General features: G+C 66.3%; 20 protein-coding genes. 12 read left to right on the top strand and 8 right to left on the bottom strand.

Annotation, left to right across the window (positions count from 1 at the left end; all coding sequences use genetic code 11):
• The first annotated feature begins 562 nt into the window (after positions 1-562).
• The 4 genes from argS to CSQ85_RS08105 all read left to right on the top strand — a co-directional run bounded on the left by argS (position 563) and on the right by CSQ85_RS08105 (position 5,087).
• The gene (gene argS / locus CSQ85_RS08120) at positions 563-2,419 is read left to right on the top strand and encodes an arginine--tRNA ligase (protein ID WP_150383649.1); all 1,857 of its coding nucleotides are present in this window, start codon (positions 563-565) and stop codon (positions 2,417-2,419) included.
• A gap of 21 nt (positions 2,420-2,440) precedes the next feature.
• A complete protein-coding gene (locus CSQ85_RS08115) occupies positions 2,441-4,039 on the top strand; it encodes a diaminopimelate decarboxylase family protein (protein WP_150383648.1) in 1,599 nt (532 codons plus the stop codon).
• Positions 4,040-4,281: 242 nt separating this feature from the next.
• On the top strand, positions 4,282-4,566 hold the full coding sequence (locus tag CSQ85_RS08110; RefSeq protein ID WP_223846912.1) for a type II toxin-antitoxin system TacA family antitoxin: 285 nt from the start codon (positions 4,282-4,284) through the stop codon (positions 4,564-4,566).
• Positions 4,557-5,087, top strand: a complete 531-nt coding sequence (locus CSQ85_RS08105; protein WP_150383647.1) for a GNAT family N-acetyltransferase — start codon at positions 4,557-4,559, stop codon at positions 5,085-5,087. Before CSQ85_RS08110 ends, CSQ85_RS08105 begins: the two co-directional genes overlap by 10 nt.
• A gap of 255 nt (positions 5,088-5,342) precedes the next feature.
• Here CSQ85_RS08105 and CSQ85_RS08100 read toward each other — a convergent pair whose 3' ends face one another.
• Together CSQ85_RS08100 and nagE are read right to left on the bottom strand one after the other, a co-directional pair.
• Complete coding sequence (locus CSQ85_RS08100; protein ID WP_150383646.1) at positions 5,343-5,861, bottom strand: PTS sugar transporter subunit IIA; 519 nt, start codon at positions 5,859-5,861, stop codon at positions 5,343-5,345.
• 330 nt (positions 5,862-6,191) lie between these two features.
• Entirely contained in the window at positions 6,192-7,739 is a 1,548-nt protein-coding gene (nagE, locus tag CSQ85_RS08095; protein WP_150383645.1) for an N-acetylglucosamine-specific PTS transporter subunit IIBC, read from the bottom strand.
• A gap of 365 nt (positions 7,740-8,104) precedes the next feature.
• Between nagE and CSQ85_RS08090 the strand changes: the two genes are divergently transcribed.
• Positions 8,105-9,421: a homoserine dehydrogenase gene (locus CSQ85_RS08090; RefSeq protein ID WP_043165815.1), complete on the top strand. Its 1,317-nt coding sequence runs from the start codon at positions 8,105-8,107 to the stop codon at positions 9,419-9,421.
• A gap of 24 nt (positions 9,422-9,445) precedes the next feature.
• Complete coding sequence (locus CSQ85_RS08085) at positions 9,446-10,552, top strand: homoserine kinase (RefSeq protein WP_150383644.1); 1,107 nt, start codon at positions 9,446-9,448, stop codon at positions 10,550-10,552.
• Positions 10,553-10,596: 44 nt separating this feature from the next.
• On the opposite strand, the gene CSQ85_RS08080 is transcribed toward CSQ85_RS08085, so the two are convergent.
• The 5 genes from CSQ85_RS08080 to CSQ85_RS08060 all read right to left on the bottom strand — a co-directional run bounded on the left by CSQ85_RS08080 (position 10,597) and on the right by CSQ85_RS08060 (position 15,954).
• The gene (locus CSQ85_RS08080) at positions 10,597-12,168 is read right to left on the bottom strand and encodes a hypothetical protein (protein WP_150383643.1); all 1,572 of its coding nucleotides are present in this window, start codon (positions 12,166-12,168) and stop codon (positions 10,597-10,599) included.
• A 63-nt stretch (positions 12,169-12,231) separates the two neighbouring features.
• Complete coding sequence (locus tag CSQ85_RS08075) at positions 12,232-13,428, bottom strand: hypothetical protein (protein ID WP_150383642.1); 1,197 nt, start codon at positions 13,426-13,428, stop codon at positions 12,232-12,234.
• A gap of 1 nt (position 13,429) precedes the next feature.
• Positions 13,430-14,329, bottom strand: coding sequence for an ATP-binding cassette domain-containing protein (locus tag CSQ85_RS08070; protein ID WP_150383641.1), 900 nt, complete (start codon positions 14,327-14,329; stop codon positions 13,430-13,432).
• 103 nt (positions 14,330-14,432) lie between these two features.
• Positions 14,433-15,365 carry a hypothetical protein gene (locus CSQ85_RS08065; RefSeq protein WP_150383640.1) on the bottom strand — a complete coding sequence of 311 codons (933 nt, stop codon included), beginning with the start codon at positions 15,363-15,365 and terminating at the stop codon, positions 14,433-14,435.
• Positions 15,349-15,954: an RNA polymerase sigma factor gene (locus CSQ85_RS08060; RefSeq protein ID WP_150383639.1), complete on the bottom strand. Its 606-nt coding sequence runs from the start codon at positions 15,952-15,954 to the stop codon at positions 15,349-15,351. Before CSQ85_RS08060 ends, CSQ85_RS08065 begins: the two co-directional genes overlap by 17 nt.
• A gap of 232 nt (positions 15,955-16,186) precedes the next feature.
• Here CSQ85_RS08060 and CSQ85_RS08055 point away from each other — a divergent pair, with 232 nt between their 5' ends.
• Positions 16,187-17,659, top strand: a complete 1,473-nt coding sequence (locus CSQ85_RS08055) for a Maf family protein (protein ID WP_150383638.1) — start codon at positions 16,187-16,189, stop codon at positions 17,657-17,659.
• A gap of 3 nt (positions 17,660-17,662) precedes the next feature.
• Here CSQ85_RS08055 and CSQ85_RS08050 read toward each other — a convergent pair whose 3' ends face one another.
• Positions 17,663-18,748, bottom strand: coding sequence for a LacI family DNA-binding transcriptional regulator (locus CSQ85_RS08050; protein ID WP_150383733.1), 1,086 nt, complete (start codon positions 18,746-18,748; stop codon positions 17,663-17,665).
• Between the two features lie 281 nt (positions 18,749-19,029).
• Between CSQ85_RS08050 and CSQ85_RS08045 the strand changes: the two genes are divergently transcribed.
• From CSQ85_RS08045 to CSQ85_RS08025, 5 genes are all read left to right on the top strand, one after another.
• Complete coding sequence (locus tag CSQ85_RS08045) at positions 19,030-20,313, top strand: enolase C-terminal domain-like protein (RefSeq protein WP_150383637.1); 1,284 nt, start codon at positions 19,030-19,032, stop codon at positions 20,311-20,313.
• Positions 20,314-20,535: 222 nt separating this feature from the next.
• A complete protein-coding gene (locus tag CSQ85_RS08040) occupies positions 20,536-21,327 on the top strand; it encodes an SDR family oxidoreductase (protein ID WP_107041779.1) in 792 nt (263 codons plus the stop codon).
• 101 nt (positions 21,328-21,428) lie between these two features.
• Positions 21,429-22,697, top strand: a complete 1,269-nt coding sequence (locus tag CSQ85_RS08035) for an MFS transporter (protein WP_150383636.1) — start codon at positions 21,429-21,431, stop codon at positions 22,695-22,697.
• A gap of 1 nt (position 22,698) precedes the next feature.
• Complete coding sequence (locus tag CSQ85_RS08030) at positions 22,699-23,469, top strand: amidohydrolase family protein (RefSeq protein ID WP_150383635.1); 771 nt, start codon at positions 22,699-22,701, stop codon at positions 23,467-23,469.
• Between the two features lie 182 nt (positions 23,470-23,651).
• On the top strand, positions 23,652-24,548 hold the full coding sequence (locus CSQ85_RS08025; RefSeq protein WP_150383634.1) for a dihydrodipicolinate synthase family protein: 897 nt from the start codon (positions 23,652-23,654) through the stop codon (positions 24,546-24,548).
• Positions 24,549-24,867 lie beyond the last annotated feature (319 nt).

The raw sequence follows: 24,867 nt of genomic DNA, 5'->3' as shown, positions 1-24,867 counted from the left end.
TCGGCACGGAACTTCGGTAACTTCGGTACTGAACTTCGGTAACTTCGGTTCTGAACTGCGGCTCTGAACTTCGGTACTGGACTTTGACACGGAACATCGGCACTGCCGAGTCGATAATTCCCCATTCTTCGGCGCAACAATTTCCCGAGATGATCCCTGATTTCCCGAATTTGTTGCGCTGAGCCGGAATCAGTGCAACAATTTCGCGGAATCAAGGGTGATTTCGGGAAATTGTTGCGCTCACTCGCGGTCAGTGCAACAATCTCGGGAAGTTGGGGGTGATTTCGGGAATTTGTTGCGCTGAGGTGGACTCAGGTGGGCGATGACGGGTTGAGGTAGGTGATGGTGGACTGAGGTGGGTGATGATGGGCTGATGCGGGTGATGATGGGCTGAGGTGGGTGATGACGGGTTGAGGTGGGTGATGACGGGCTGAGGTGGGCGATGACGGGCTGAGGTGGGCGATGACGGGTTGAGGTAGGTGATGGTGGGCTCAGGTGGGCTGAGGCGGGCGGTAATGGGTGGCTCGAAACCCCTGTCAGCGCGCCCGGTACCATGGTAAGAATGAATCCTGAAGCGTTGAGCGAACTCATTTCGCGTATTGCCCACGAGCTTGTCGCCGCCGGAAAGGCCGGCGACCTCACCGAAGATCTCATCCCCCCGGTCGCCAAATTCGCCGTGATGCGTCCGAAGGACCGCGCCCACGGCGACTGGGCGTCGAACGCCGCGATGCAGCTCGCCAAGAAGGCCGGCATGAAGCCGCGCGACTTCGCCGAACTGTTCGCCGCCGAGCTCACCGCCGCCGACGGCATCTCCAAGGTCGAGGTCGCCGGCCCCGGCTTCATCAACATCACCCTCGACTCCGCCTCCGCCGCGGCCGTCGTGGACCAGGTCCTCGAAGCCCCGAAGACCGATTCCACGGTCGGCGCGGCCGTCTCCGCGTTCGGTCGCAACGCGCACTTGGGCGGCGAGACCCTGAACCTCGAGTTCGTCTCCGCCAACCCGACCGGTCCGATCCACATCGGCGGCACCCGCTGGGCCGCCACCGGCGACGCGATGGCCCGCGTGCTCGAGGCCAACGGCGCCAAGGTCGTACGCGAATACTACTTCAACGACCACGGCGAGCAGATCAACCGCTTCGCCAAGTCCCTCGTCTCCGCCTGGGCGCACGACAACGACCTCGGCGATAAGGGCTACCAGACCGAGACCCCGTTCGACGGCTACAAGGGCGCGTACATCGACGAGATCGCCCGCCGCGTCGAGGCCGAGGCCAAGGCCGACGGCGTCGACCTGACCGCCCTGAGCCACGAGGATCAGGGACTCAACACCGACGGCGAGCCGATCGGCGAGTCCGATTCCGAGCTGCGCGAGGAATTCCGCAAGCGCGCCGTGCCGATGATGTTCGACGAGATCCGCAAGTCGATGAAGGACTTCCGCGTTCACTTCGACGTGTGGTTCCACGAGAACAGCCTCTACCAGGACGGCGAGGTCGACAAGGCGATCGCCGTGCTGCGCGATCGCGGCGACATCTACGAGAAGGACGGCGCCACCTGGTTCGCGTCCACGAACCACGGCGACGACAAGGACCGCGTGATCATCAAGTCGAACGGCGAGTTCGCGTACTTCGCCGCCGACATCGCGTACTACTGGAACAAGCGTCATCGCGACACCGATCCGGCCGACGTCGCGATCTACATGCTCGGCGCCGACCATCACGGCTACATCGGCCGCATGATGGCGATGTGCGAGGCGTTCGGCGACAAGCCGGGCGAGAACATGCAGATCCTCATCGGCCAGCTCGTCAACGTGATGAAGGACGGCAAGGCCGTGCGCATGTCCAAGCGCGCCGGCAACGTCGTCACCATCGACGACCTCGTCGACGCGATCGGCGTGGACGCGTCCCGCTACTCGCTCGCGCGCACCGACTACAACTCGCCGGTCGACATCGACCTGAACCTGCTCGCCTCCCATTCCAACGACAACCCGGTGTACTACGTGCAGTACGCGCACGCGCGCTCCTGCAACGTGGACCGCAACGCCGAGGCCGCGGGCGTGACCTACGAGGGCGCCGACCTCGCGCTGCTCGACACCGAGGCCGACGGCGAGGTGCTCGCCGCGATCGCCCAGTGGCCGGCCGTCGTCAAGGAGGCCGGCGACAAGCGCGCCCCGCACCGCGTGGCCCGCTACCTCGAGGACCTCGCCGCCGCGTACCACAAGTGGTACAACGTCGAGCGCGTCGTGCCGATGGAGCTCACCGACCTCGAGTCGCGTGGCAGCGAGGACGAGCGCGAGACCCTGCGCATCGCCAAGGCCCCGGAGCCGGCCCGCGCCGCCGCGCGCCTGAAGCTCAACGACGCCGTGCGTCTGGTCATCGCCTCCGGTCTCGACCTGCTCGGCGTCACCGCGCCGGAAAAGATGTGAGGATATAAGGAGAATCGCATCATGCCCATCACCCCCATCTGGCCGGCCGCCTCGAGCGTCGACCCCGTGACCGGCGCCGCCCTGTTCCACGGGCGCACCGCCGAATCGCTGATCGACGAGTTCGGCTCGCCGCTCTACCTGATCGACACCGACGAGGTCGACAACCGCGCGAAGTACTTCGTCAAGGCCGCCGCCGACGCGTTCAGCAACTCCACCACGCATGTGAGCTTCGCCGGCAAGGCGTTCCTCTCCAAGGAGATCGTGCGCATCGTCACCTCCGCCGGCATGCTCGTCGACACCTGCTCGATGGGGGAGATGCGCATCGCCCTCGCCGCCGGCGCCCCCGGCCGTCGCCTCGTGCTGCACGGCAACAACAAGTCCGACGAGGAGATCGAGCTCGCCGTCGAACAGGGCTTCGCGAAGATCGTCATCGACTCGCCCGACGAGCCGGAACGCATCGCCGCGATCGCCAAGCGACTCGGCAAGCGTGCCAAGGTGATGCTGCGCGTCACCTCCGGCATCCACGCCGGCGGCCACGAGTACATCTCCACCGCGCACGAGGACCAGAAGTTCGGCGTGCCGTTCCTGCCCGCCGATGCGGATACGTCCGTCCTCGACGTGCTCGACGATTTGAACGACGTGACCCCCGCCGCGACCAACGCGCGACTCGCCGAGAAGGGCGATGCCGCGTCCGCAGCGGCCCACGAACGCCAGCTGCGCTACGACGTCAAATACCCGTACGACCTGAGCCACGAGGAGGTCTCCGAGAAGGACCGGGCGCTCGCCGCCGCGATGAGCACGGTGGCCGACGGCCCCGCGCTCGCGGTGTTGAAGGACATCCTCGCCCATGACGACACGCTCGAGCTGGTCGGCATCCACTCGCACATCGGCTCGAACATCCACGACGCCGACGCGTTCATCCAGGCCGCCAAGCGCATGATGCTCCTGCGCAAGACCTTCTATGCGACCGACGCCTACACGCTGCCCGAGGTCGATCTGGGCGGCGGCTACTCCGTCGCGTACACCGACGGCGAGGACTCGATGGACGTGCGCGTCGAGCTGAAGCGTCTCGCGGACGCGGTCACGGCCGTCAACCGTGCGCTCGGCATGCCCGCTCCCGCGATCAGCTTCGAGCCGGGCCGATGGATCGTCGCGCCCGCCGGAGTCACGCTGTATCGCGTGGGCACGGTCAAGCCCGTCACGCTGAGCGCGCACGACGGCAAGCAGCCGACCGACAAGGCCGGCAATCCGATCTCGGAGCGCGTGTATGTCTCCGTCGACGGCGGCATGAGCGACAACATCCGCCCGGCCCTGTACGGCGCCGACTACACCGCCCGGCTCGCGAACCGCCGCGGATCGGATGAGACGATGCTCGCCCGCGTGGTCGGCATGCACTGCGAGTCCGGCGACATCGTCGTGCACGAGGTGCGGCTGCCCGCCGACACGCATCGCGGCGACATCCTCGCCGTGCCCGTCACCGGCGCATACGGCCGCACGATGGCCAGCAACTACAATCAGGCCCTGATCCCCGCGGTCGTGGCCGTGAGCGAGGATGGCCCGCACCTCATGCTGCGCCGCCAGAGCGTCGATGACCTCCTCGCCCTCGACGTGAGCGAGTGACGCCTGTCGCGGCGCGTGAGCCGCGGCCCGTGGACCGCGGGCGATTGACGTTCGCGGGCCATCCGAGGCCTGATATGACGAATCCGTCTCGCGGGGAGGCTGCCCGGCGAGACGGATTCGTCATATCAGGACGGGGTATCTCTCGCTAAAGGATGTGTAAGTGAGAGATACCCGTCACAATACGGTGAATCCGCATCCCCTACCCATTGAAAAGTACGGACATTTGCCGTACAGTTGACGATATGGAGACAACAACGCCAACGCAATCGGCGAACAAGAACAGCCGCTTCGAGATGCGCCTGAGTCAGGAACAGCGGTCGCGCATCGATCAGGCAGCCGAACTGCAGGGGATGAGCGCCTCGCAGTGGGCGCTGTCGAATCTGATGGACGCGGCGGACCGCGACATCCGGGAGGCGCATGTGCTCCGCCTGAGCGATGAATCATGGAACGATTTCGTCGCCGCGCTGGATGATCCGATGCCCGATCAACTGGTCCGACTGCTGCAGGAGGAGCCCATCTGGAAATGACAGGCTTCACCAAGCCCCGCAGACTGACGCCGGAAGACGATGTCGACGGATTCCAATGCGGCGTCCCGGTCGTCGACGACTGGCTCCATAAGCACCTGCGCACGGCACGAAAACAGGGGACGGCCGTCGCGTACGGCACCTTTGCGGTGTCGGCACCAGAGCATGGACCTGACACCGGTCATGGACCGCTGGCCGGCTTTTACACGCTGAGCGCGTTCAGCGTGGATCACGAGTCGACACCGGGGTGGATCCGACGCAACAGTCCCGATCCCGTACCGGTCATCCTGCTCGGCATGCTCGGGGTCGACATGCGGTTCCAGACCATGCACGTCGGCGGACAGCTGCTGCGCGACGCCGTGCTTCGTGCGATGGGCGCGGCGGACATCATCGGCGCGAGGGCGTTGGTCGTCGATCCCGCCACCGAAAACGCCACGCGATTCTACGAGCACTACGGATTCCGCCACATCGCAGGATCCGAGCGGATGTTCACGCCGCTGAATCTCACGCGCGGGCGACACTGATGGCCTGATATGACGAATCCGTCTCGCTGGGAGGCTGCCCGGCGAGACGGATTCGTCATATCAGGACGGGGTATCTCTCGCTGATGATGCCTCAATGAGAGATATCCGCTACGTCATGACGAGTACCTCTTGCTGATAGCTCCCCAGCGAGAGGCATCCGTCGCATTATGGCGGGGACCTCTCGCCTGTATGCGTCCACGCGAGAGGCACCCGTTATGGGGAGGCGGTTGTGGCTCGTTCCCGGCCCGTGCGCCCCTACTTCACCGTCATCGAGCCGACGGGCTGGCCGGCGGTGACGATTTCGGGGGCGTCGAGGTCGAGCGAGGCGATCGCGGCCGGGTTGGTGAACACGACGATCACGTCGGTGGGCTTGCCGGCGTCCTTGACGGCCTGGAGGTCCACGCGCTCGATCGGCTTGCCGGCGGTGATGGTCTGGCCGGCGGCGACGAGCATGTCGAACGGCGCGCCGTTGAGCTGGACCGTGTCGACGCCGATGTGCACGAGCACCTCGACGCCGCCCGGCGTGGTGATGCCGACCGCGTGCTTCGCGTTGGCGACGGTCGTCACCGTGCCGGAGACCGGCGCGACGACCGTGCCCGACGTGGGCGCCACGGCGAAGCCGTCGCCGAGGATCTTCGCGGCGAACGTGTCGTCAGGCACCTCCTCGATCGTCTTGTACGCGCCGTCGACCGGCGCGACGATGGCGAGCGTCTTCGGCTCGGCGGGCTTGGATTCGGCTTCGTCCTTGTGGAACAGTCCAGAGAACAATCCCATGGTGATCCTCCTTGATTGGGTGACTGGTCTCGTCGGCCGCTGGGGTCCGGCGACCATTGGTGACAACTATATATGCGGATATGCGGTGGCGGCGGATACGGGTCGCCGTGACGTCGGGACGTGGCGTGACGGCGGGACGTGGTGCCGGGCCGTGGGCCGTGGCACCGGGCCGTGGCACGGCGTCGCCGCGCGGCGCGCATGCGGGCGATACGACAGACGACCGCCCGCCTCGCGACGGTGCGTCGACGGGCGGGCGGTCGATCAGTGGAATCGTCGATCAGTGGAATCGGGGAGACGTGACGATCGGCGGGGCCAAACCCCGCGGCGGCGTCACGCCCTGTTGTGGATGTCGGTCATCGCGTCGCACACGGCCTGCACCTGCGTGCCGACGATGACTTGGATGTTCTTCGCGTCGAGCACCTTGACGCCCGGGACCAGCTTGCGGATCGCGTCCACGTCCACCTTGGAGGTGTCGTTGACGCCCATGCGCAGGCGGGTGGTGCAGTTCTCGATGTCGACCACGTTGGCCTTGCCTCCGAGCAGCTCGTAGAGCTTCGCGGCGAGCACGGCGTCCTTGTCGGCCTTCGCGCCGGCACCGGCACCGGCACCGCCGGCGCCCGGCGCGTCCTCGAACGCGGCGGAGGAGACGGACTCGTCGTCGTCACCGCGGCCCGGGGTCTTCAGGTCGAACTTCTTGATCATGAAGTCGAACACGAAGTAGTAGATGACCGCGAACACGAGACCCTGCACGATGAGCATGTATGGCATGTTGGCGGCCGGCACGCGCAGCGACAGGAACCAGTCGATGAAGCCCGCGGAGAAGTTGAATCCGGCGATCCACTGGAAGGACGCGGCCAGGAACACCGACAGGGCGGTCAGGAACGCGTGCACGACGTACAGCGGGAACGCGGCGAACATGAAGGAGAACTCGAGCGGCTCGGTCACACCGGTGAGGAACGCGGCGAGACCACCCGCGAGCATCAGGGAGCCGACGGCCTTCTTGTTCTGCGGCTTGGCGTTGCGGTAGATCGCGAACGCGCCCGCCGGCAGGCCGAACATCATGATCGGGAAGAAGCCGGCCTGGTAGATGCCGGTCACGTAGGTGCCGAACGGGTGGAAGCCCCAGCCGCTGGCGATGACGGCGCCGTTGGCCGCGTCTCCGGAGCCCCAGAACTTGCCGATGTCGTTGATGCCGGCGAGGTTGAACCAGAACACGTTGTTGAGCGCGTGGTGCAGGCCGGTCGGGATGAGCAGTCGGTTGAAGAACGCGTAGATGCCCGCGCCGAGGGCGCCCAGACCCATGATGGACTCGCCGAAGGCGACCAGGCCGTTGTAGATGAGCGGCCAGACGAACAGCAGGATCAGCGAGACGATCGACATCACGGCGGCGGTCAGGATCGGCACGCAGCGGCGGCCGGAGAAGAACGCCAGGAAGTCGGGCAGCTTGGTCTTGTGGAACTTGTTGTACAGGGCTCCGGCCACGCAGCCGACCATGATGCCGAAGAACACGTTCTTGTTGCCGATGGCGCCCGCGGCGAAGGCCGGGTGCGCGGTGTCGACGGTCTCGGGGTCGAAGCCGAGGAACATCGAGGCCGAGCCCATGATCGTCGTGATGGTCATGAAGCCGACGAGGCCGGAGAGCGCCGATGCGCCGTCGCGCTCGCGGGCCATGCCGATGGCCACGCCGACCGCGAAGAGCAGGCCGAGGTTGTCGAGGATCGCCGAACCGGTCTTGCACAGGTAGGCGGCGATGACGTTGCCGCCACCCCAGCCGCTCGGGTCGATCCAGTATCCGATGCCCAGGAAGAGCGCCGCCGCCGGCAGGCACGCCACGGGCAGCATAAGCGCGCGGCCAAGCCGCTGAACATATGCCTTCATTTTTCCTTAACCTCCCTCTTGAGGGTTTCGCGAGCGATGTGGTACTTCTTCTGCGTCATTGCTCGCGGCGTGCGTTCCGTCGTTGGCCCGACCGCCGCATCTCGAGTGTGTGCAGCATCGCTTCAATGACCATCGTACGCTACCGACAACATACGCGGCAACCATTTCGTTAAGACACTATGCGTTAATGCGTCGGAAACGTGGATGCCTAGAACCGTGGACCACTACGCGCGTCTTGGGTCCGGGGAGACGAGAGTTGCGGCTATATTCGTTAAGGATATTGTCAATCGGCGTGTCGGAAAGGTTCCGTAGGATGGACGCGGGATCGTTTTCCAGACTTCAGGACATTTCAGGAGGATTTCACCGTGGCTTTCGACAACGCAACCCCCATCCGCGTCGGCCTGCTGGGCGCCGGCACCGTGGGCTCCCAGACCGCCCGTCTCATCGTCGAGCAGAAGGACGAGCTCGCCGCGCGCATCGGCCGTCCGATCGAGCTGACGGGCGTGGCATGCCTCGATCCGAAGGAGACCGAGAAGTTCCCGTGGATCGACCAGTCGATCGTCACCACCGACACGATGGGCGTGGCCACGAGCTCCGACATCGTCATCGAGCTGATCGGCGGCACCACCGTGGCTCGCACGTTCGTGCTCGCCGCGATCGAGTCCGGCGCCTCCGTCGTCACCGCGAACAAGGCCCTGCTGGCCAAGTACGGCCCGGAGATCTACGCGGCGGCCGAGGCCAAGGGCGTCGACATCTACTTCGAAGCGGCCGTGGGCGGCGCGATCCCGTTCCTGCGCCCGCTTCGCGAATCCCTCGTCGGCGACAAGGTGACGAGCATGCTCGGCATCGTCAACGGCACCACCAACTACATCCTCGACGAGATGACCGTCAAGGGCCTCCAGTTCGACGACGTACTGAAGGACGCGCAGGCCAAGGGCTACGCCGAGGCCGACCCGACCGGCGACATCGAGGGCTACGACGCGGCGAACAAGGCCGCGATCATGGCCACGCTCGGCTTCCACACGCCCGTCACCATCGACGACGTGTCGGTCGAGGGCATCACCGCGATCACCGCCGACGACATCGCCGCCGCCACCGCCGAGCACAAGGTCATCAAGCTGCTCGCCGTCGTCGAGAACGGCGAGGCCGGCGTCTCCGCGCGCGTCTACCCGGCGCTCATCTCCGAGAGCCACCCGCTGGCCAGCGTGCACGGCTCCTTCAACGCGATCTTCGTCAAGGCCGAGGCCGCCGACGACCTCATGTTCTACGGCCGCGGCGCCGGTGGCGCGCCGACCGCCTCCGCCGTCGTCGGCGACGTCGTGACGGTCGCCCGCCACATCGCCGCGGGCTGCACCGGCCCGTCCATCCCGCTGTACAAGGACCTGAAGAAGGCGCCGATCAACGCCTCCAAGGCCGCGTTCGCCGTGCGATTCCTCATCCACGACAAGCCGGGCGTGCTCGCGGCGATCGCCGCCGAGTTCGCGAAGAACGGCGTGTCGATCAACGGCGTCAACCAGGACCTGAAGCCCTCGCTCAAGGCCCCGGGCTATGACGGCGAGGTCCAGCAGCTGCGCCTCGTCACGCACCTGACCGACGAGGTCACGCTGCGCGAGACGGTCAAGGCCGTGCAGGCCCTCGACTTCGTCACCGGTCAGCCGTCCATCCTGCGCGTGCTGGACTGATCTTTCCGGATCGGCTGACTGACCATGAACCCCATCTGCACCAGCGTCCATGTCCGCGTGCCCGCGACGAGCGCGAACCTCGGCTCCGGCTTCGACACGGTCGGCCTCGCGCTCGACTACCACGACGAGCTCACCTTCACGCTCAACGACGATCCGTCCGATGGCGTCGCGCGTGTGATCATCCACGGCGAGGGCGAGGACACGCTCCCGCGCGACGAGACGCATCTGGTCGTCTCCACGTTCCGCCGCGCGTGCGCCACGCTCGGCCTCGGCCGTCTCGGCTTCACGCTCGAGGCGACGAACAACATCCCGCAGGCGCGCGGCATGGGCTCGTCCGCCGAGGCGATCGTCGCCGGCATCGCGGCGGCGGCCGCGTTCGCGCAGCCAGGTGAGCTCAACCGCGCGGCCATCTTCGACATGGCCGCGGTCATCGAAGGTCACCCGGACAACGTCGCGCCGGCCGTGTTCGGCGGCTTGACCGTCTCGTGGGACTTCACGACCGCCGAGGGCGTCGGCTCGGTCGCCATCCCCGGCGGCGAGCCGCTGCACGGCGGCTTCCACACGATCAACTACCCGGTCGACCCGGCGATCACCGCGGCCGTGTTCGTGCCCGACTACGAGCTGTCCACCGAGAAGGCGCGTCAGGCGCTGCCCAAGGAGATCCTGCACAAGGACGCCGTCTACAACGTCTCGCGCGTCGGGCTTCTGCCCGCGGCGATGAACCCGGTCGTGCTCGCGCAGGCCGCGGCGCAGGGCGGTGCCGAGTCGCTGGGTGCGGGTGTCGGCGCGGCGGGAACCGGCGCTGCGGGCGTAAGCACCGCCGTCAGCCCGGCCGCGTTCGCCACGGCCGCCGCGCAGGCCAACGCGCTGCTGTTCACCGCCACGCAGGACCGTCTCCACCAGCCGTATCGCGGGAGCCTGATGCCGCCGTCGACCGAGCTGATCGAGCTGTTCCGCTCCAAGGGCTACGCGGCCGCCGTCTCCGGCGCCGGCCCGTGCGTGCTTGTGCTGCACTACGGCGACGCCCGCGCCGCGATCGACGAGGTCGCCGCATCCCAGCTCGCCTCCGGGCATTGGAGGGCCTTGCACCTGCCGATCAACACCACCGGCGTCGAGATCGAACGGCGATAGCGTCGGTAGCGGCGATAGTGAATGGGCGGTAGCCAGGCCGCCGTTCACCGCAGCAGTTCGCGTTGGCGCAGTCGTCGCAGCGAGACGGCCCACGCCAACGCGGCCAACAGCAGCGCGGCGAGCGGCAGCCATGCCTCGAGACCGGGCACGGTGAGACGGTTCGTCAGCCAATTGCCCATCAGGAACATGTTCGGGAAGTAGATGATCCGTGCCGGCAGCAACACCAGCGCCAGCAACGGCACCATCACCAGCAGCATGCGGATGATCGAGCGCGTGGAACGGCACAGCCATGCGCCCAGCATCGTCACGGCCACGGTCAGCGCCACGATCGTCGCGCCGATGATCGCCAGATATTGCCCGAACGTCCAGTACGCCCACGGCACGATCGGCACGCCGAAGGGCATCTCGAACGAGATGCCGGCGATAGACGCGTTCGAGTTGAGGTTCAGCACCGGTACGGTCAGGAAGTCACGCAGCATCACCGCCAATGGCACGCCGAACGCGGCCAGTGAACCCACGCCGATGATCAGCGAACTGACCGCCACGGCCGCCACGCGCACACGCTGTCCGGCCCGTCCGGAACGTGACGCCCACTGCAGCTGGGTCATGCGGCGGCCCCGGTCACGCACCATCACCGGTACGGTGAGCGCGGCGGAGGCGATCACCGCGAAGGCCGCGACCGTGAAGGCGTACGCCCATGTGTCCTCCACGATGGAGTACTGGATGTAGCTGGACCGGCCGGGATCCGCGGCGTAACGGGCCAGCCGCCCGGTCACGGCGCCCGGCATGGTGCCGGGCACACGGTACGACTGCGAGCCGAGCGTGGCGTCCTCCGGATTGCAGCCTTCGCCGGTGGCGTCCATGGCGGCGCATCCGCCGGCGGTCTCGCCACCCCAGCCGTTCGCCGTCTCCGCCTGATAGTCGTGCGCGGACTGCCGCTGCAACGGCGTGACCGGTTTGTCGGTGTCGGCGGTGGAACGCAGCATCTCCACCGAGTTCGTCAGATTGCGCTGCGCGTCGGCCTGCGTGATGGGGAAGCTCCCGATGATGAGGGAGATGCCGTACAGATCCTGCAACGCCTCGGAATCCTGGGTGATGACGCGGTCCGCCTCGTTCATCGCGCGTTGCTGCTCCTCGGTCATGTGCGCGGTCGGGTCCTTCGCCCGTCTGGCGGCGTCGATGGCCGCGCTTTCGGCCGTGCGCGCCCCGGTCGAGGTCCTGCCGGCGACGGGCGTATTGGGTGTGTCTGTGGGGTAGAACGTCCCATCGGCGATTGAGTCATACCATCGTTCGTATCCTGTGAAATCGGTGATGCCGAGCGTCTTCGCCTCGGCCGGGTGCGCTTGGATGTCGTGTGTGGCCTGCCGCTCCAGACGCGGGATGTCGGCCTTCATCCTCTCGATGGTGGTCTGGTCGGTGAGCGGGCCGTAGCGGTTGATAAGCCGGCGCTCGCTGGTCAGATCGAGAGCCGTGAAGCCCACGCTGCGTTCGGTTTCCGTAAAGGCCTGATAGGCGGGCATGATGCCGACGAACGTCCACAGCGCGCCCATGGCGAGAAGGATCAGTATGGGAAGCGGGCGCCAGATTTTGCGCATTTCCGCGGCGAACAATGTCATGATGACTCCTTTTGCGAGTGTTGCGAGTGTTGTGAGTGTGGTCTTGCAGGTGATGATGGCGGTTCAGGAGACCAGATCCCTGTGGTCGAACGCCCGTCGGGCCGCAGCCAATGCGGCCGTGAGATATACGAGCGAGCAGGCGGTCACGCCGGTCTCCCAGAAGGCGGTGGGCGCATCCAAGCCGAGTTCGGTGAACCACTGTTCGCGCAGCAGCAGCACGCCCACCGGGTTGAACCCGCCGATCCACGCGATCCACGGCGACCCTGTCGCATGCGCGGCGCCCACCGCGCCGATGACCAGCAGCACGGTGACACCCACGCATCCCGCCACCACGAACGTGTTGCGCACCAGTAGCCCGAGCGTCGCCGTGAACAGCGCGAAGCACAGTGTGATTGCCAGACCCAGCGCCAGCCGTACGAACAGGTACTGTCCGATGGTCAGATCCCACCAGGTGACGAACGGTCGTTGCCCGAACACCGTGTTGAACTGGCTCGCCACGCTCGCGCCCCATACGCCGCGCACGTCGAACACCATGAGATACGGCGCGACGATCGCCGCCACGAGTGTCAGGTACGCGATTGTCGAGGCGATCAGGCCCGCCGCGATCTTCGGCGCGACCAGTCGCCGTCCGATGCGCGTGGCCGTCATGAGCTGCTCGGTGCCCGCCGTGCGTTCGTAGCCGAGCGCCAACGCCATGAGCAGCACGGCCAACGCGCACGTCTCGAAGAACAGGTATCCGGTCATGCTTGACCAATGGAGCAGCGTCGGATCGGTGGCCGAGCCGGCCGCCAGATCCAATGCCGCGCCGGTGGCCGCCAGATGGGCCACGCGCGCGGCGTAGGCGTCGTACTTGTGGCGCATCAGCCACATGGCCACAGGATCGCCGGCGACCTGCGCGAGCATCGCGTCGCGCGTGGACGCCGTGTCGTAGGCGGCGAGCGTGTTCGTGGCGCCGCGCGTGACCGCGGTCAGCTGTCGGTGCAGCTCGTCCGCGGTCATCGTGGATTCCTCGGGAATCCTCGCATTGACGGCGGTGGCGTGCGTGAGCTCCCGGTCGAAGTCGGGGCCGACCGTCCCGCCGATGGTCACGGCGACGGCGCTCGCATAGTTGTATCGGGCGACGGTGTTCGCCGGCGCCGTCGCGGCCATCAGCAGATTCACCAGCGCGCACAGGACGATGATCGCCCAGACGAGTGGCAGCCGTGCGATCTTGGCGAGCTCGCCGCCGGTGAATCTCAGCGGGTGAGGGGATGCGGCCATGTCAGCCTCCGTAGATGACGAGGAACGCGTCCTCGAGATTCGGCGCGACCATGATCGGGCCTGTCACGGGGCCGACTGCGGGGCCTGCCGCCGTGGGGGAGGCCGTGTCGGCGGCACCGGCGACGGGACGCTCCGAGTAGATGCGCAGCCGCGTCACGCCGCCATACTGCACCTCGGACAGCAGACGCTGGTCGTCGGCGAGCGGCGTGCCGGCCGGCACTTCGTAGATCCTGCCCGCCAGCGACGCGCAGAGGTCGGCGGGGGAGGCGTCCGCGTACACCGTGCCGTCGCGCAGCATGACGATATGGCCTGCGATCGTCTCCAGATCGGAGACGATGTGGGTGGAGAGGATCACGATGCGATCGGCGGCGAGCGAGTGGATGATGTTGCGGAATCGCACGCGCTCCTTCGGATCGAGTCCGGCGGTCGGCTCGTCGAGGATCAGGATGCGCGGGTCGTGCACGAGCGCCTGCGCGATGCCGACGCGCTGGATCATGCCGCCCGAGAACGTGCGCATCCGCTTGTCGGCGTCATCGGAGAGACCCACCATGGCGAGCATCGCGTCGATGCGCTCGTCCGATCCGCGCCGGGGCATGCCCTGCAACGCGGCGATGTAGCGCAGGAACCGGCGGGGCGTGTAACCGGGGTAATAGCCGAAGTCCTGCGGCAGATACCCAACCTGGCCGCGATAGCGCTCGCCGAGCGCCACGATGTCCTCGCCGTCTAGTCGGATCGAGCCGGAATCGGGGAACAACAACGTAGTCAGGAGCTTCATCAGCGTGGTCTTGCCCGCGCCGTTCGGCGCCAGCAGGCCGTAGACGCCATGGTCGAACTCGAGGTTGATGTCGTGCAGGATGGTTTTGCCGGACAGTTTCTTGGATACGTTGTCAACGGTGAGCATTGCGGGGTCCTTTCGGGAGCGGTGAATCGGTGGGGTAACGGGATGAAGGGGCGGGTATGGGCCAAGGAAGAAGAGGCACGCCGAGGATATGTGCCTTGCGTTGTTACGCGATTTGCGTTCTGACCGGTTCCGATCGCGCGAACCGTGCCATCGCGGTGAAATACGCCGCGCCCGTCGCCACGGCGGTGACCAGCGCGACCATCGGCGGCAGGTTGGACAGCAGCGGCGCCAGGGAGTCGTTCCAGACCAGCAGTATCACGCACAACGCCACCCACAGGGGCGGTATCACGAGCATCGATCCGGGCCAGCGGACGTGCGCATCCGCCGCGAGCTGGACGATGCCGAACACGAACAGTGCGCTGAAGGCCACGCCGAGTAGCGTGACAAGCGACAGTCGCGCGGCCGGAACGATAATCCCGCCGACACCGCCTTCCGCGGGACCCAGCTGCGTGTACACCGCGCCGACGATCGCGGCGTAGCCCACGATGAGCGTGGCCGCGGCCGCGCCCGTCACCAGCATGCGCAGCGCGCACAGCCGGGTGAACGACCAGCGCATCGTGCGCAGCAGCTCGTCGGTGCGGCTTTCATGTTCCTTGAACCGCACGAGCAGATGCGTGGCCCCGTACAGGAACGGCGCGGTCAGGAACGCCATCGCGTAGACGGTGCCGGGATGGGCGAGCACATGCTGGGCGTCCGTCAGCAGTTGCAGCAGCGGAATCATCCAGACGGTCGCGGTCATCACGAGGGCGACGGCCACGCAATCCCATGCGCCGAAGAACAGGTCGCGCAACCGCAGCGAACCGCGCGCTTTAGCCAGCGTCGACCATAAGGTGACACGTTTCGGCACGCCCGCTTCGACCACGGCGGCGATCGCCCGCTCGCGCCGAGTCGACGAGTCGACGATGCCTCCGGGGCGCGGCGCATTCGCCCGCGTGGCCATCGCCCGCAGGATTCGCGATTCCATGGCGTCGGGGCCGTCGTCGGCGGATAGGCCGTCCGCCTTGCGATCAGTAGTGCGATCAGTTCGTGCGTTCATCGCCGAACTCCTTTCGAATCGCTTGGATCAGTCGGTAGTACCGGGCCTTCACGGCCTCGGTGCGTTCGCCGCGGGCCTGCGCGATCTGCGGGAACGTGAGGTCCGCGGCCGTGTGCAGATGGAAGATCTCCTGCGTGCCGGCATCGAACCGGCCCACAAAGGCGTCGATGCGGGCGAGCAGGTCGACGTCGGTCTGGATGTCGGCCGGGTCGCGGGCGTGGATCGGATCATCGCCGCCAACCGTCTCGTCCAACGGCATCGGTGCGATGACGATTCGATTCGCGCGGCGTGCGTCGATCACCTTGTGCGAGGCGATGGCATACAGCCATGTGCGCAGCGACGCCTTGTCGGGGTCGTATCCGGCAAGCGAGCGCAACGCGGCGATCATCGCCTCCTGAGTCAGATCGAACGCGCGCTCGCGGTCGCCGGTCATACGCCAGACGAAGGCGAGCACGTCGTCGAAATACGCGCGGACCAGCTGGTCGGCCGCGGTGCGCGAGCCGTGCCGTACGATCGCGCGAATCAGACGGCGGTCGATCGCGGCGCGGTCGGTCGCGTCGTCCTTGCGCGCCGTGAACCAGCCCATCATCGCCTCCGGGATTCCTTGTCGTTGCGTTCACAGGTATATACGTGTGCGGGCGGCGCATCGTTGCGGCGAATCCCGCCCGGGCGTGTCGGGAGTGGCTGGTGCGGTGGCTTGGTTGGTGGCTTGGTCGACGGCCGGGTCGTACGGGACGCAATGCCCGCGCCAATCCATACAATGCTGGTAGAACCGCTGAATGAACCGCTGGTAGTGCGGTGAACCTACGTCAGGAGGGTGTATGTCCGTTCCCGTGATTCTGGCCTCCAAATCCCGCCCGCGTCGCGACGTGCTGTACTCGGCCGGCGTGTGCCCGACGATCCGCGTCTCGCACGTCGACGAGCCGGCCGCGCTCGAGGACTTCGCGCGTGAGCATGGCGTCACGGTCGATGATCTGAGTGTCGGGCAGCGTGTGACGGTCCTCGCCGGCGCGAAGGCCGACGCCGTCTACCGCGCCTACCGCGAGGTCGCCGCGACGGCCGCCGCCGCGACCGGCGAGCGCGTCATCGCCTACCCGCTGCGCGCCGAGGAGGTCATCGCCGAGGATGAGGCGCGCGGGGCCGCCGGATCGTCCGCTTCCGCCGGATCGTCCGCCGCCGCGTCCGTCGCCCCGGAGTCGATCGACTATTCGAAGGACACGATCGCCACGACGCGCGACTTCTCCGGCGTCGACATCCCGACCGTCACCGAGCCGATCTCCAACGTCGTCGCGTTGCAGCCGGGCCTGACGCGCGCCGAGGTCGGCCCGCTCATCATCGGCTGCGATTCGATGTTCCTCATGGACGGTGAATGCTACGGCAAGCCGCACAGCGCCGACGTGGCGCGCGAACGCCTACGCCGCATGAGCGGGGCGACCGGCGAGCTGTGGACCGGCCACTGCGTCGTCGACTTCGCCTCCGGGCGCGTGGCGCGCGGCGCGAGCCGGGCGATCGTCCATTTCGCCGAGTTCTCCGACAAGGACATCGAACGGTATATCGCCACCGGCGAGCCGCTCGAGGTGGCGGGATCGTTCACGCTCGAGGGCTTCGGCGGCGCGTTCATCGAGTCGATCGAGGGTGATCCGCACGGCGTCATCGGCATCAGCCTGCCGCTGCTGCGCCGCCTGACGGGCGAGCTCGGCGTCGAATGGACCGATCTGTGGAACGTGGTGCGCGGCGAGAGCGAGCCGGGCGTGCTGGGCGCCGACGGCAAGGAGCTGCCGCCGAAGGAGAACGTGCATCAGCCGGGCGACGGCTGGATCGACTGCGCGTGCGGCCGCAAGCACTGGGGCACGAACGGCGCGTCCGGCATCCTGCTGGCCCGGCGCGACCCGCGCACCGGCGAGGTGACGCATGTCGTCATGCAGCATCGCGCGTCGTGGTCGGCCGAGGGCGGTACGTGGGGCATCCCGGGCGGCGCCACCGCCGACGGCGAGTCGCCGATCGAGGGGGCGCTGCGCGAAAGCTACGAGGAGGCGAACATCACCCCCGAGGACATCGAGGTGGTCGGCTCCTACCGCGAGGACCACGGTCCGTGGGCCTACACCACGGTCTTCGCGTTCGAGCGGCCGGGCCGGTCCGTCCTGCCGCACGCGAACGACGACGAGAGCAAGGAGATCGCGTGGATGCCCATCGGCTGCGTCTCCGATCTCAAGCTCCTGACCGCGATGAAGACCGACTGGCCGCGCTTCGAGGCGCGCCTGAAGTCCCTGGCCGCCGCCTACCTCGGCGAATGATGTTCAGCGCCCGCGGGGCGGCACCGTGCTTTCGCGCTGCACCACGCGGGTCGGCAGGATCACATGCGGGTCGGTCTCGTGTCCCTCACGCACGTCGACGATCATCCTGACCGCGCGCTGGGCGATCTCGCTGAACGGCTGGTGGACGCTGGTCAGCGACGGCGTCAGGTATTCGGCGGGGAAGATGTCGTCGAAGCCCATCACCGACAGGTCGTCGGGCAGGTACAGTCCGTGCTCGCGTGCGGCGCGGTAGGCGCTCACCGCGGACAGGTCGTTGCAGCAGAAGATCGCGGTGGGGCGGGGCAGGGCGCCGTCCGGGGCGCCGGCGTCGCCCAGCTCCATCAGCTCGCACGCCGACCGGTAGCTGGTCTCGGCGGGGAAGTAGTCGCCCTGCCTGACGTATCCGTCCGGCAGCTCGACGCCCGACTGCGCGAGCGCCGCCTGAAACCCGCTGTAGCGCGCAAGGCCGCTCTGCGCGCCGCTCGGCCCCCGGATCACGGCGATGCGGCGGTGTCCGAGCGCGATCAGATGCCGTCCGGCCTGATAACCGGCGGTCCAGTTGTCGATGGTCACGCTCATCACGTCCATGTCGATCGCATCGATCGGATCGATGACGACGACCGGAATATCCCGTGACCGGAGCAACGATTTCGCGTGGGTGGTGAGCCCGCCCATCTGCTGCATGATCACACCCTGCGGATTGCGGTCGATGATCCCTCGGAAACATTCCTCGGTGGCCTCGCCGTGATTCGTCTGCGTCACGGTGATCGCGAGGCCCGCCTGCTGCGCCCAGTACGAGGCGTGCTTGATGAGCTCCATCGTGCCGTTGTGCTCGATGTACTCGACGACCAGCTCGATGGTCGGGGAGAGCTTCGTGCTCACCAGCGGCCTCGAATAGCCGTGCTCGCTCAGCAGCCGCTCGACCCGGCGCCGGGTCTCGTCGGAGACTCCGGCTCGGCCGTTGATCACCTTGGATACAGTCGATGCGGACACGCCGGCGAGGCGCGCCAGATCGCCGACCTTGAGCCTTTGCGAGTCGTGCTCGCCGGTGCTGTGTGCGGGGGAGTCGTTCCGGGCGTCGTTGTCCATGATTCCCTCCTTGTTCATATCGTTCATCGTATGCGGTAGGTCCGCATACGGTAGTCGTGTTCGATCGTCGACGCCGCGCCCATGATGCGATGCCGTCATCCTCGGGCTCGGCAGGTTTTCTCCTCTTCCTCATTATGGCGCAACGGTTCGCGGTTTTTCGCCGTTTCCCCCAAATCGATAAAAATCGGAGGAAAAATTTCGTGATATGCGTTGCATTTTTCTTGGTCGGCGACTATGCTGAGAACCACTGCATCACGCAAGGCAAAGGAGCCACAACAGTCATGAGCACGATCACCCAAGTCAAGACCTACGATTTCCGGTTCCCCACATCGACCACCCTGTCCGGCTCGGACGCGATGAACCCGGACCCGGACTATTCCTCCGCGTACGTCGAGATCTCCACCTCCGCCGACGACGGCATCAAGGGCGTCGGCTTCGTTTTCACCATCGGACGTGGCAACGACGTGGTGTGCAAGGCCATCGAATCGATGTCGCAGGTGCTGATCGGCCGCAACGTGGAGGAGCTGCTCGACAACATGCGCATCGCGTGGGACCTGTTCGTCCACGACTCCCAGCTGCGCTGGCTCGGCCCCGAGAAGGGCGTCGAGCACATGGCCATCGGCGCCGTGCTCTCCGCGCTGTGGGACATCAAGTCCAAGCGCGCCGGCAAGCCGCTGTGGCTGCTGCTGTCCGAAATGGAACCCGAGGAGCTCGTCTCCACGCTCGACTTCCGCTACCTGACCGACGCCCTGACCCCCAGAGAGGCCATCGAGATCCTTCGGGAGGGTCAGAAGGGCAAGGCCGAGCGCATCGCCCACCTGAAGGAGGTCGGCTACCCCGGCTACTCGACCGCCGCCGGATGGCTCGGCTACTCCGACGAGAAGATGGTCGCGCTCGCCAAGGAGGAGACCGAAGTCAAGGGGTTCAAGCAGATCAAGCTCAAGGTCGGCCACAACATCGACGACGATCTGCGTCGCCTCGCCAAGGCGCGCGAGGCGATCGGCCCGGACGTGCGCCTCGCCGTCGACGCGAACCAGGTGTGGGACGTGCCCACCGCCATCGAATGGATCAACAGGTTCCACGAGTTCGACCTCGCGTGGGTCGAGGAGCCGACCAGCCCGGACGACGTGATCGGCCATGCGACGATCGCCCGCGCGATCAACCCGATCCCGGTCGCCACCGGCGAGCAGATGCAGAGCCGCATCCTCTACAAGCAGTACCTGCAGGCCAACGCGTTCGGCATCATGCAGATCGACGCCACCCGCGTCGCCGGTCCGCAGGAGATCGTCCTCGAATACCTGATGGCGAAGAAGTTCAACAAGCCCGTCTGCCCGCACGCGGGCGGCGTGGGCCTGTGCGAGGCCGTGTGCCACTTCGCGATGTTCGACTACGTTTCCGTCTCCGGCACGATGGACGGTCGCATGATCGAATATGTCGACAATCAGCACGAACATTTCGTTCACCCGACCGAGATCAGGAACGGCAACTACGTCGCGCCGCTCGCGCCGGGCAACGGCACCGAGATGACGCTCGAGACTGCGGAGAAGTACCTGTACCGCCCGTGAGTCGTCCGCGGGCCGTTCGCGACTCGCTCGCGGACCGTGCCGCACACCGATGCTCCATAACTGAATATCGATAACTGAATATCCATAACTGAACATAACCGAACAGACCAATCACACAGTCACAGCCAAACAACCAACAACTCCGTCCGGGGCGCCGCAGCCCCGGACGGGCGTTCATGAATCCCCATGAAACGCAGAATAAGGATGGACGAAGGAGTTCCCATGGATCTGCATCTCGAAGGCAAGGTCATCATCATCACCGGCGGCTTCAAGGGCATCGGCAAGGGCATCACCCTGCAGCTGGCGCAGGAGGGCGCCATCCCGGTGGTCATCAACCGCTCGGACGACGCGCTCGAGGAGTTCAAGAAGGACATCGAACAGTACACGACGACGTACGACATCCACCTGCTCGACCTCAACGAGACCGACAAGATCGCCCCGATCGTCGAGGAGACCTACAAGAAGTACGGCCACATCGACGGCATCGTCAACAACGCGGGCAAGAACGACAACAAGGACCTTGAGACCACCAGCTGGGAGGAGTTCGAGAAGTCGATCCACGGCAACCTGACCCACTACTACGAGCTGGTCCACGCCGCCGTCGCGTACCTCAAGGAGAGCCACGGCTCGATCGTGAACATCACCTCGAAGACCGCGCTGACCGGTCAGGGCAAGACCAGCGCCTACGCCGCCGCCAAGGGCGCGATCCTCGGCCTCACCCGCGAGTGGGCCGCCGCTCTGGTCGCCGACCGCGTGCGCGTCAACGCGATCGTCGTCTCCGAATGCTGGACCCCGCTGTACGCCAACTGGATCAAGACCTTCGGCGACGAGGCGGCGCAGCAGGCGCGCCTGTCGCTCATCACCGACAAGATCCCGCTGGAGCACCGCATGACCACCCCCGAGGAGATCGGCAACGAGGCCGCGTTCCTCCTGTCCGACCGCTCCAGCCACACCACCGGCCAGTGGGTGTTCGTCGACGGCGGCTACGTCCACCTCGACCGCGCCCTGAGCTGAGTGGCGGAACTTCGGAAACGCCGATCCGCCGGGTCGCCCGGATTCGACGGATCGGGCGGAATCATGAATCACAGGACATACATGTACATAAGGGGTCAACGATGACATCCAAGAACACCACCGGCTCGAAGGCGACGATCGCCATCGTGCTGGTCACGTCCCTCTTCTTCATCTGGGGACTGACGATGAACCTGGTGAACGCGCTCAACTCGCCGTTCGCCAACTACATGGAGTTGAGCAGCACCGAGGCCGCGCTCCTGCAGGTCGCCTACTACGGCGCCTACTTCGTGATGGCCATCCCCGCCGGCCTCATCGCGAGGAAATTCGGCTACAAGGGCGGCGTGATCTCCGGCCTGTTCCTGTTCGCGCTCGGCGCGTTCGTGGTCATCCCGGCCACCAACATGGCCAGCTACGGCCTGTTCCTGTTCGCGATGTTCGTCATCGCGCTTGGCGCGGCCTCGCTGGAGACCAACTGCAACCCGTACATCACCAAGCTCGGCGACGAGAAGGGCGAGTCGTTCCGACTCAACATGGCGCAGAGCTTCAATGGCGTCGGCAACATCGTCGGCCCGCTGATCCTCGGCCAGATCTTCGGCACCACGATCGCCCCCGGCGAATCCGGCTTCGAGGCGGCGAAGACGCAGTTCCTCGGCGACACGCGCATGGTCTACATCGTGATCGGCATCGTGCTGGTCGTCGTGCTCGCCGTGTTCGCGCTGTTCAAGCTGCCCACGCCCCCGGGCGACGAGGAGGAGGCCGCGTCCGGCGGCGCCTCCGGCTCCGGCGACTCGTCGTTCTTCGGCCTGCTCAAGCGCCCGTACTTCGCGCTGGGCGTGCTCGCCGAGTTCATCTTCATCGGCCTGCAGGTCGCCGGCATGGCGGTCTTCTCCGCCTACGCGCTCAAGCACTGGGGCGCCGGCATCACCGCCGGCATGGCCGCGACGATGCTCTCCGTGCTGTCCCTGCTGTTCACGATCGGACGATTCGTGACCACGCCGCTCATGGCCAAGTTCGATCCGGCCAAGATCCTCGGCACGTACATGACGATCTCCGCCGTGCTCATGTTCGTCGTGTTCCTCGGACTCGGCAAGGCGTCGGTCATCGCGTTCCTCGTCGCCTACCTGTTCATCTCGATCGGCTACCCGACGATCTTCTCCCTGACGCTCAAGGGCATCAAGGGCTCCGCCGCGAAGACCGGTTCCTCGGCGCTCGTCATGAGCATCGTCGGCGCCGCGCTCATCCCGCTGCTGCTCGGCGTGATCCAGGACGCCGCCGGCATCGAGATCGCGATGCTCGTCACCGTGCCCGGCTTCCTGTACGTCGCATGGTACGCGTTCTGGGGCTCCAAGATCGGCCTGAAGGAGGCGTGAGATGACACTTGCGGTAATCGATTCGCACTTCCACATCTGGGACCCGGCTGCGCAGGACCTGCCGTGGCTCGCCGGACTGCCCACCCTCCAGCACCGGTACACGGTCGAGGACCTCGAGGCCGAATACGCGAAGTTCGGCGTCGACTTCCTCGGCGGCGTGTACGTGGAGGTCGACGCGGCCGACCACGAGCTCGAGGACCGGCTGCTGGCCGAGAACCCCTCGCCGAAGATATTGAAGCGCATGCTGCAGGGGCGCGTCAGCCCGTGGATGCGCGTGCCGATCAACGCCGACGGCATCCGCGAGCCGTTGCATGTCGACTCCGAGCCGCGCGGCCGCTGCCTCGAACCCTCGTTCATCGAAGGGCTTGAGGCGATGGCCGGCAAGGGACTGCCGTTCGAGCTGTGCAACCGCGGCGCCGAACTGCCCGACATGGCCAAGGCGTTCGCCCAGGTGCCGCAGCTCACGCTGATCGTCGACCACCTCGGCAACGCGCCGGGACTCGACGACGACACGAAGGCCGCGCTCGCCTCCCTGGCCGAACTGCCGAACTCCTACATCAAGGTCTCCGGCGACAACCCGGTCGACCCGGACATCGTCAAGTACGTGCGCGACACGTTCGGCCCGAAGAAGGTGCTGTACAGCTCCAACTGGCCGGTCGTGGAGCTCAACTCGACCTTCGCCGAGCACTTCCAGCTCATGCTGGACACGTTCGGCGAGGACGAGGACTTCTTCGCGAACAACGCCCGCCGCGCCTACGGCATCAAGGCGTGATCGATTTATACTCACTACCTATACGTCTATACGCATTCGGTGTCGAGGGGCGGTTGGAACCGGCGTTCCGCCGCCCCTCGGCGCATGTCGGGGTTGCCTCTGGAGCCTCTTGTCAGAGGAGACGGCCCGTAGAGCGGGTCTGAGGGGTAGTCCATTACTGTATGTACACAGAAAGGAATCACATGGCAAGCAACGCAGTGTTCTCGGGCATCATCTGCCCGTCCATCACCATCACCAAGGACGACGGCTCCATCGACTATGAGAACTGGGGACGTCACCTCGACCACCTCATCGAGGCGGGCATTGACGGCGTGCTCATCTTCGGCAGCATCGGCGAGTTCTACGCCTTCCCGCTCGACGTGAAGAAGGAGGTCGTCGACTTCGTCGTCCGCCACGTCGCCGGACGCATCAAGGTGTTCGCCGGCGTGGGCGACACGAACATCGACAAGGTGCTCGACTTCTCGCGCGCCGCGGAGAAGAGCGGCGTCGACGCGCTCGTCGTCGTCTCGCCGTACTACTTCGGCCCCACCGCGGGCGGCGCGAAGGCGTACTTCGGCGCGGTCGCCGGGGCCGTCGGCATCCCGGTGATCCTCTACAACTTCCCGCCGCGCACCGGCTCCGACCTGACTCCGGAGCTCGTCGCCTCGCTCGCCGCCGAACACCCGAACATCGTCGGCATCAAGGATACGGTCGACACGATCAGCCACACGCGCAAGGTGATCCGCGCGGTCAAGGCCGTCAACCCGCGTTTCGCCGTGTTCTCCGGATTCGACGAGTACTACCTCGTCAACCGCGTCTCCGGCGGCGACGGCGTGATCTGCGGCATGACCAACGTCGAGCCGGAGACCTTCGCCAACCTGCACGCCGCGTACGAGGCGGGCGACTACGCCACCGCGATCCGTTCGGCGCAGCGCATCAGCCACCTGATGGCGCTCTACGACCAGTCCGACCTGTTCGTCTCCGCGATCAAGGGCGCCGTCAAGGCCAAGGGGCTGCCGATTTCCACGCTGATCCGCGAGCCCGCCGTCCAGCTCACCGACGCCCAGTACGCCGCGATCCAGGAGATCCTCAACAGCTGAGCCGCGCAGCCGCCGGCGGTCGATGTCCGCTATGTTCGCTGTCATCTCATGGCCGTTGTCATCTCACGGCCGTGGTCATTTCGTGCCGTGGTCATTTCGTGCCGCTGTCATCTCATGGCCGCCGGTATCTCATGGCTTCCGGTATTTCATGACCTCCGGTATCCGAGATGAAGCCGCCGGTATCCGAGATGAAGCCGCCGGTAGCCGTCAACGCGGTCGCCAGCGCAACAATTTCCCGAGGAAAACGGCCATTTCCCGAATTTGTTGCGCTGAGCCGCGGTAAGCGCAACAAATTCGGGAAGTCCCCCTTGATCTCGGG

It is taken from the genome of Bifidobacterium rousetti (assembly GCF_008698235.1).
In the GTDB taxonomy this organism is placed as follows: Bacteria; Actinomycetota; Actinomycetes; order Actinomycetales; family Bifidobacteriaceae; genus Bifidobacterium; species Bifidobacterium rousetti.
The sequence above is the reverse complement of the archived record's forward strand: the minus strand, read 5'-3'. Positions and strand labels throughout refer to the sequence as shown.